At 37.0% G+C, this 5,959-nt stretch carries 8 protein-coding genes and 2 pseudogenes; 5 read left to right on the forward strand and 5 right to left on the reverse strand.

The annotated features are described in order from the left end of the window. From FT986_RS10135 to FT986_RS16170, 4 genes and pseudogenes are all read right to left on the reverse strand, one after another. On the reverse strand, nucleotides 1-526 hold a 526-nt coding region (locus FT986_RS10135; RefSeq protein ID WP_147864942.1), incomplete at its 3' end, for a DUF3875 domain-containing protein. Beyond that, the gene (locus tag FT986_RS10140; RefSeq protein ID WP_147864943.1) at nucleotides 519-797 is read right to left on the reverse strand and encodes a hypothetical protein; all 279 of its coding nucleotides are present in this window, start codon (nucleotides 795-797) and stop codon (nucleotides 519-521) included. The genes FT986_RS10135 and FT986_RS10140, both read right to left, overlap by 8 nt. A gap of 32 nt (nucleotides 798-829) precedes the next feature. Beyond that, nucleotides 830-1,117: a hypothetical protein gene (locus FT986_RS10145; RefSeq protein ID WP_111540363.1), complete on the reverse strand. Its 288-nt coding sequence runs from the start codon at nucleotides 1,115-1,117 to the stop codon at nucleotides 830-832. Nucleotides 1,118-1,550: 433 nt separating this feature from the next. After that, a pseudogene (locus tag FT986_RS16170) lies at nucleotides 1,551-1,689 on the reverse strand (ATPase); the annotation flags it as partial. Nucleotides 1,690-1,878: 189 nt separating this feature from the next. On the opposite strand from FT986_RS16170, the gene FT986_RS10155 reads away from it, so the two are divergent. From FT986_RS10155 to FT986_RS10175, 5 genes are all read left to right on the forward strand, one after another. After that, the gene (locus FT986_RS10155; RefSeq protein ID WP_147864944.1) at nucleotides 1,879-2,688 is read left to right on the forward strand and encodes a hypothetical protein; all 810 of its coding nucleotides are present in this window, start codon (nucleotides 1,879-1,881) and stop codon (nucleotides 2,686-2,688) included. 48 nt (nucleotides 2,689-2,736) lie between these two features. After that, on the forward strand, nucleotides 2,737-3,096 hold the full coding sequence (locus FT986_RS10160; protein WP_147864945.1) for a RidA family protein: 360 nt from the start codon (nucleotides 2,737-2,739) through the stop codon (nucleotides 3,094-3,096). Nucleotides 3,097-3,197: 101 nt separating this feature from the next. Beyond that, on the forward strand, nucleotides 3,198-4,133 hold the full coding sequence (locus FT986_RS10165) for an NADP-dependent oxidoreductase (RefSeq protein ID WP_147864946.1): 936 nt from the start codon (nucleotides 3,198-3,200) through the stop codon (nucleotides 4,131-4,133). Between the two features lie 7 nt (nucleotides 4,134-4,140). Next, nucleotides 4,141-5,046: a bifunctional helix-turn-helix transcriptional regulator/GNAT family N-acetyltransferase gene (locus tag FT986_RS15955; RefSeq protein ID WP_187248611.1), complete on the forward strand. Its 906-nt coding sequence runs from the start codon at nucleotides 4,141-4,143 to the stop codon at nucleotides 5,044-5,046. A gap of 36 nt (nucleotides 5,047-5,082) precedes the next feature. Continuing rightward, on the forward strand, nucleotides 5,083-5,565 hold the full coding sequence (locus FT986_RS10175; protein WP_147864947.1) for a GNAT family N-acetyltransferase: 483 nt from the start codon (nucleotides 5,083-5,085) through the stop codon (nucleotides 5,563-5,565). A gap of 28 nt (nucleotides 5,566-5,593) precedes the next feature. Here the strand turns inward: FT986_RS10175 and FT986_RS10180 are convergent. Continuing rightward, a pseudogene (locus FT986_RS10180) lies at nucleotides 5,594-5,959 on the reverse strand (ATPase); the annotation flags it as partial.

Genomic DNA, 5,959 nt, shown 5'->3' on the forward strand with positions numbered 1-5,959 from the left:
TTAATTGTTCTATCTCCTTAGGGAGCATTGAGTTTATTTGAATTTTTCGACTATTATTGATAAAAGAAATCGAATCCTTTACCGCACCTATAAAACTTTTTACCACATCATCCATTTCCCTTATCCTGTTTTTGGAAACCTTTTTAAATGGATTTACATATTTGGAATTGTTGAGCGCTTTGTTCTTGGTCAGGATAAAAAAGATATAGCATCGGTGTTCCATATATTCCCTTCCTTTAAAATGATCATGGGTTGCTTTTTCTAAAAAAGTATGATTGGGCAATTCGTCCGAGGTATATTCTTTTTTCCTATAGAGATCTTGTTTATGTACCACGGTTCCAATAGGTAGAGATTTGAGTGCTTGGAACCAAGCCCCATGCATGTCACTGAAGTCCTTTTCAGAAAGGGAATAGATTTCGGGCAACTTGACTTCATAGCATAGCACTACGTTTCCATTATTGGCAAATAGGATATTGTCCTGAATATCTATAATTGGGTTAAATGAGGTGAAGTTAATTTTATTCATAGTCGAGTCCAGAATTTCTTCTATTGCTAATCATTTTTGGAAAGGTTTTTTGCCAAGTAAAAAAATGGGGATTGCCTGTTATGCGTATCAATGTCACATACAGGCCAACATTCATAGAAATTATTCCTATGATAACCCCAAAACTAAAAGAGAAGATGATGACTAAGAGAGAAGTCACTATGGAAATCATCATCAAGGCAAATAAGGAAATGGGCAGCCCAAAAATGATGGCTCTTTTCCTGATATCTTTGTATACTATAAATTTTTTCATACCCAAAATTTAAACTTTAAAATTCTTGATCATTAAACCACAATACCAATGAGGTAGGTAAAGATGCCCACAACCGCTCCCGCAATTAATACGAATACGAGCACTCGGGTGATGCCTTTTTTCAGGTCAGCGTTCTCACCGAAGAAGTGACCCGCATTAAAAAGAAAACCTACTAGAAAAATAACTCCGAGAATAATGGGAAAAACAGTACGTATGGTATCGGAAACATCATTCACAGAATTTTCAATCCCTCCTATTTGAGCGAAAACTGATGGGGTAAACAACGAAAGAAACGTTGCCAAGCATATTGATTTTTTCATAACCTAATAGTTTTAATATTGTGTTGTTTTGCTATGGTAAAACTACATATATTAGAACTCAAATATTTGATTATCAATTATTTGTGAGTAAAATAATTATACGCTCTTATTGTAGTATTTTAATTTCATTTGGCAGCAAATATTATGAATGGAAAGATGGAAGGTGTTGATAACCCAAAAACGGAAAATGAAAGCAGTGCTTAAAAACGTCAGTTTTGTATTTTTGCTGAGTAACGGAAGAGATTATTTCATCTTTGGAATTTCAATTTAAGATATAATAAGACTTCAAACTTTTGTATTGATTCCCAAAAGTACGCATCAATAAAAAAAACCTATATCACTCTAAACATTGAATTATGAAAGAACTATTTATGGCCGTAATGGAAATCATCAAAGAAATCATCTCCGCCTTATTTAAAAGCATCTAGGTATTCTATTTTCTTTTATCCTTAGTGTTTTTTTTCAAAAGCTATCAAATTAAACAGTTCCCGCATTCTACTGCGTACACGGTTACCGTAGCGTTCTTCAGGTTTATTAACGTTTAGGTTTATCTTAGCGTGAGTCTTTATTTTTGTTTGATTTGCAGTTAACATAGCTGGATAAAATTCCTTCATATCCAGTTCTTAATCTTGATCATTTCTGTCATATAATGATCTATCAACCCAGCTAAATAACTATAATAGAATGATGCTACATTAATTTTATATTTTTTTTAATATATGTAATTATTTACGTAAATTTACACGTAAATAATTTTAGCTATGAAAACAATATTGTATTTGACGGATCTTTATTTCAAAGCGAACGGGAGAAATTACTATGAAGAAGATCTGTTTATCACCTCTAAACTAAGGGAGCATTTCAATATCCTGATCGGGAATCCCCAACAGGCAATTGCATTGGTGGACAAGGCAGACCTGGTCGTCTTTAGGAATACCGGGGCAGTAATCGGGTATCAGGACTATTTTGACCGTTTTGTGGATACGGTGAAAAAGGAAAACACCAACATATTCAATTCCTTTGACGGTAAGGCCGATATCAAGGGAAAACAATATTTATTGGATTTGATGGATACTGAACATCCCGTTATCCCTACCGTAGAGGATATCTCAAACATCGATGCCCTTGGTAATCCCGAGAAGTATATAGTAAAGATAAAGAACGGGGCCGATTCCATCGGGATGGAGATTTTGACCAAGGAAGAACTGTTAAAGACAAATCCCAAGGAAAAACTCATCCAGCCGTTTTTGGATTTTGAATATGAGGTTTCCTTTTACTATTTGGATGACAAATTTCAATATGCATTATATGCCCCACAAAAGGATAAGCGCTGGGATCTTCAGGAATACGAAGCAACCCCAGAAGATTTGGAGTTTGCCAAACAGTTCATACAGTGGAACAACATCAAAACGGGAATTACCCGAGTGGATGCCTGTAGAATGAAAGATGGTTCCCTGCTTCTGGTCGAATTGGAAGATTTAAATCCATTTCTTTCCATTGAACTGCTTTCGGAAGAAAAGCGGAATGTATTTATGGATAACTGGGTAGCGGTATTGAAAAAGAATGCCTAAATTTTTAGTCTCCAGAATTAGTTCAGAACTCTTTAAAATCTTGAAAAAATGAAAAACAAAGCACCTTTAAGTCCGTCATTACGAATAGAAAACACTGTTTATATTTCAGGACAGGTTGGCATTAACCCGCAAACCTCAAAATTGTCCAATGATAGTTTTGAAAATGAGGTAAAGCAAATGATGGACAATCTAAAACTGCAATTGGAAAACAATGGTGGAGGTTTTAATAATTTGGTAAGTGTCATTGCGTATTTAAAAAGTATGAATGACTATGACACCTTCAACACTGTTTACAGCACTTATTTTGAAGATAAATTTCCAACCCGGACGTGTATCGCCGTATTGGATCTGCCACTCGGGGCTTCCGTAGAAATTTCAGGAATAGCATACATTCCTCAGCGTAAGTAAACTAACTCGGGGCAAGCCTACAAGGCATTCAAAGGAAACTTACTATTAGATTTCGACGCAAGCGTCGGAGCTTATAAATCTCTATTATCGAGTAAAATGTTATGAGAGCAATTGTTTTAAAGATAGATGGAAATGTCAATCAGCTTAACTATACTGAACTTCCATTGCCCCAGTTAAAGGAATGCGAAGTGCTTGTGCAGACCAAAGCTATCGGCATAAACCCCATAGATTTAAAGACAAAAAACGAAAAGGGGATCTATCTTATGCTACAAGAAGAGAATCCACTTATTTTAGGTTGGGAACTTTCGGGAGTGGTGACCCAGTCCCGTTCAGAAAAGTTTGCCGAAGGCGACGAGGTGTTTGGACTCGTAAACTTTCCCGGACACGGGAAAACCTATGCCGAGTATGTAGCTTGTCCCGCTGCTCATTTAGCAATAAAGCCTTCAAATCCTTCGCATTTTGAAGCTGCAGCGACAAGTCTGGCAGCTTTGACGGCTTATCAATCATTGGTTCATCTCGGAGGATTAAAATCCGGGCAAAAAATCCTGATTCACGCTGCTTCCGGCGGTGTAGGGCATTTTGCGGTTCAGATAGCAAAACATCTGGGTGCCTTTGTGGTGGGAACTTCCTCTGAAAAAAACAGGGAATTCGTTTTGGGTCTAGGTGCTGACAAACATCTCGATTACAAGACCAATGCGTTGGATAAAGAGCATAAGGACTATGATATGGTGCTGGATATGGTAGGCGGGAATACCATAGACCGTTCCATTCCATTAATAAAAAAGGAAGGTGTTCTTATTTCTATTCCATCTGGCAAGAATGATGCAGTCACGGATAAAGCAAGTAAAAATGGAATTAAAGGTTTAAAATTTACAGTAAAATCCGATGAGGATGATATTAAGGTAATAGCCGATTATTTACAACAAGGGATTCTAAAACCCCATATTTCAAAAATAATTGAATTTGATGCTATGGAAGAAGCCCACGCTCAAATAGCGAGCGGTCATACCGTTGGTAAAGTAATTGTTAGGTTATAAAAATAATATGAACACGATAGAGAAAGCAGGAATATTGTCGATTGCGGCAAAGCTCCAAAATGTATTGGACACCTTAAGGGATGCAGGTAATTTATTTTATCAGGCACACAATATCAATTTTGAGACCAAATGGTTTCCTCCCATATACGTGCTTTCAATAGTCAATCAATTGAGTGTAACGGAACTGGCAAAGGAAATTGGATTAAGCCATCCCGCAGCGATAGGCTTATTAAAAGAAATTGAAAAAAATGGGCTTATTTCTTCCGTTAAGGATAGTAGGGATGAACGAAAGCGCAACCTGATGCTCAGCCCTAAAGGACGTGAAATGGTGTCTGAATTAAAGCCGTATTGGGATAGTATTGCCAGCACCCTCTCTGACGTGACAGCCAATCCTCATAACCTTTTTATCTCCCTTACTGAAGTTGAGATGCGACTGGATGAAAAACCCCTTTTAGAAAGGCTCAATGAAAAAGCAGACCAAATTTTAAAGCAGTCCAAAGATAGGGAGTTTACCATCGAAAAATGTGATAATTCATTTGCTCTAAACTTAGCGAAAGCCATACGCCGTGAACTATTTTCTTATCCGGTTGACGAAGAAATTAATCTGGATGTTTGGGAAAGCAACCCTACGTATTTCCTAGCCAGTGTCAATGGTTTACCGGCGGGGTATGCCGCTATTTACGTAAAGGGTAATGAAGTTGAAATGGACTCTATTGCCGTGTTGGAACAGCATAGAAATCAAGGAATAGCAAGGCATTTAATTCAATATATCAAACAGAGTTACCCATCAATGAAATTAATTAAGGCCACTTGCGAAATCCATCAAAAAAGCTTTTTTGAGCATTTGGGCTTTGTGCTCAAGAAAGCTGAAAAAGAACATAACAGGATAACGATGGAACTTAAAATTGTTTAATACAGAAGCATCCACAAGCAAAAGAATATTTTTAATATGGAACAAGAAAAGAAGAGCGTAAAAATAATTCCTTATGAGGATTCTTACAGGGATGCCTTTAGGGATATAAATTACCAGTGGCTTACCCAGTATTTTGAAGTCACTGAATATGACCAACCCTTTTTTGAGAACCCACGAAAAGAAATCTTGGAGAAAAAAGGTTACATTTTCTTGGCTTCCCTTGAAAATGAAATCGTGGGCTCCGTCGCTTTGGAACGGATTACAGACAAAGAATATACCTTGGCAAAAATGGGGGTTAAATCAGGATTTCAGGGATTAAGGATCGGGCAGTTATTAATGGATAAAGCCGTGGAAAAAGCTGAAGAACTGAACTTAGAGAGCTTGGTTTTATATACCAATCATCAATTGGTTCAGGCGTTAAATTTGTATAGCAAATACGGTTTTCGGTTTGAGAGGTTTGAAAACCCTTTGGTTGAGAGAGCAACTATAAAAATGGTAAAGAAGTTAGTTTTACCGTAAATACGATATATCCTCAGATTTTATTTTATTATATCCGTTTGTCATTGCTTGTTTTTTCAAAAGCAATCAAGTTAAACAGTTCCCGCATCCGGCTACGAACACGATTACCGTAACGTTCTTCCAATTCCTCCGCATTAAGGTTGGTAGTGGCGTGGGTTTTTATTTTACGTTTCGTTTTTAAGTATAGGTCATAACGGGACAAAAGCACTTCCCCTAGCACATTACAATCCTTTCCATAAAACCTACCTGCAGGTTCCACTCCCAGATCGTCAAAACAAAAAGATTTGGAATCACCGTAATCTGTAATTGCTTTATAGCCGATATGGTTAAAACTAAAAGTTACATTTCTACTAGGGATCATCTCGTAAGCTGGTTGAGAAGGGACGATACAAGG

It is taken from the genome of Mesonia sp. K4-1, from assembly GCF_008017825.1.
Taxonomy (GTDB): domain Bacteria; phylum Bacteroidota; class Bacteroidia; order Flavobacteriales; family Flavobacteriaceae; genus Mesonia.

Coding starts and splice junctions, on each gene's coding strand:
- FT986_RS10140 (WP_147864943.1), bottom strand. CDS start 797: ATGAAAAAATTTATAGTATACAAAGATATCAGGAAAAGAGCCATCATT.
- FT986_RS10145 (WP_111540363.1), bottom strand. CDS start 1,117: ATGAAAAAATCAATATGCTTGGCAACGTTTCTTTCGTTGTTTACCCCA.
- FT986_RS10155 (WP_147864944.1), top strand. CDS start 1,879: ATGAAAACAATATTGTATTTGACGGATCTTTATTTCAAAGCGAACGGG.
- FT986_RS10160 (WP_147864945.1), top strand. CDS start 2,737: ATGAAAAACAAAGCACCTTTAAGTCCGTCATTACGAATAGAAAACACT.
- FT986_RS10165 (WP_147864946.1), top strand. CDS start 3,198: ATGAGAGCAATTGTTTTAAAGATAGATGGAAATGTCAATCAGCTTAAC.
- FT986_RS15955 (WP_187248611.1), top strand. CDS start 4,141: ATGAACACGATAGAGAAAGCAGGAATATTGTCGATTGCGGCAAAGCTC.
- FT986_RS10175 (WP_147864947.1), top strand. CDS start 5,083: ATGGAACAAGAAAAGAAGAGCGTAAAAATAATTCCTTATGAGGATTCT.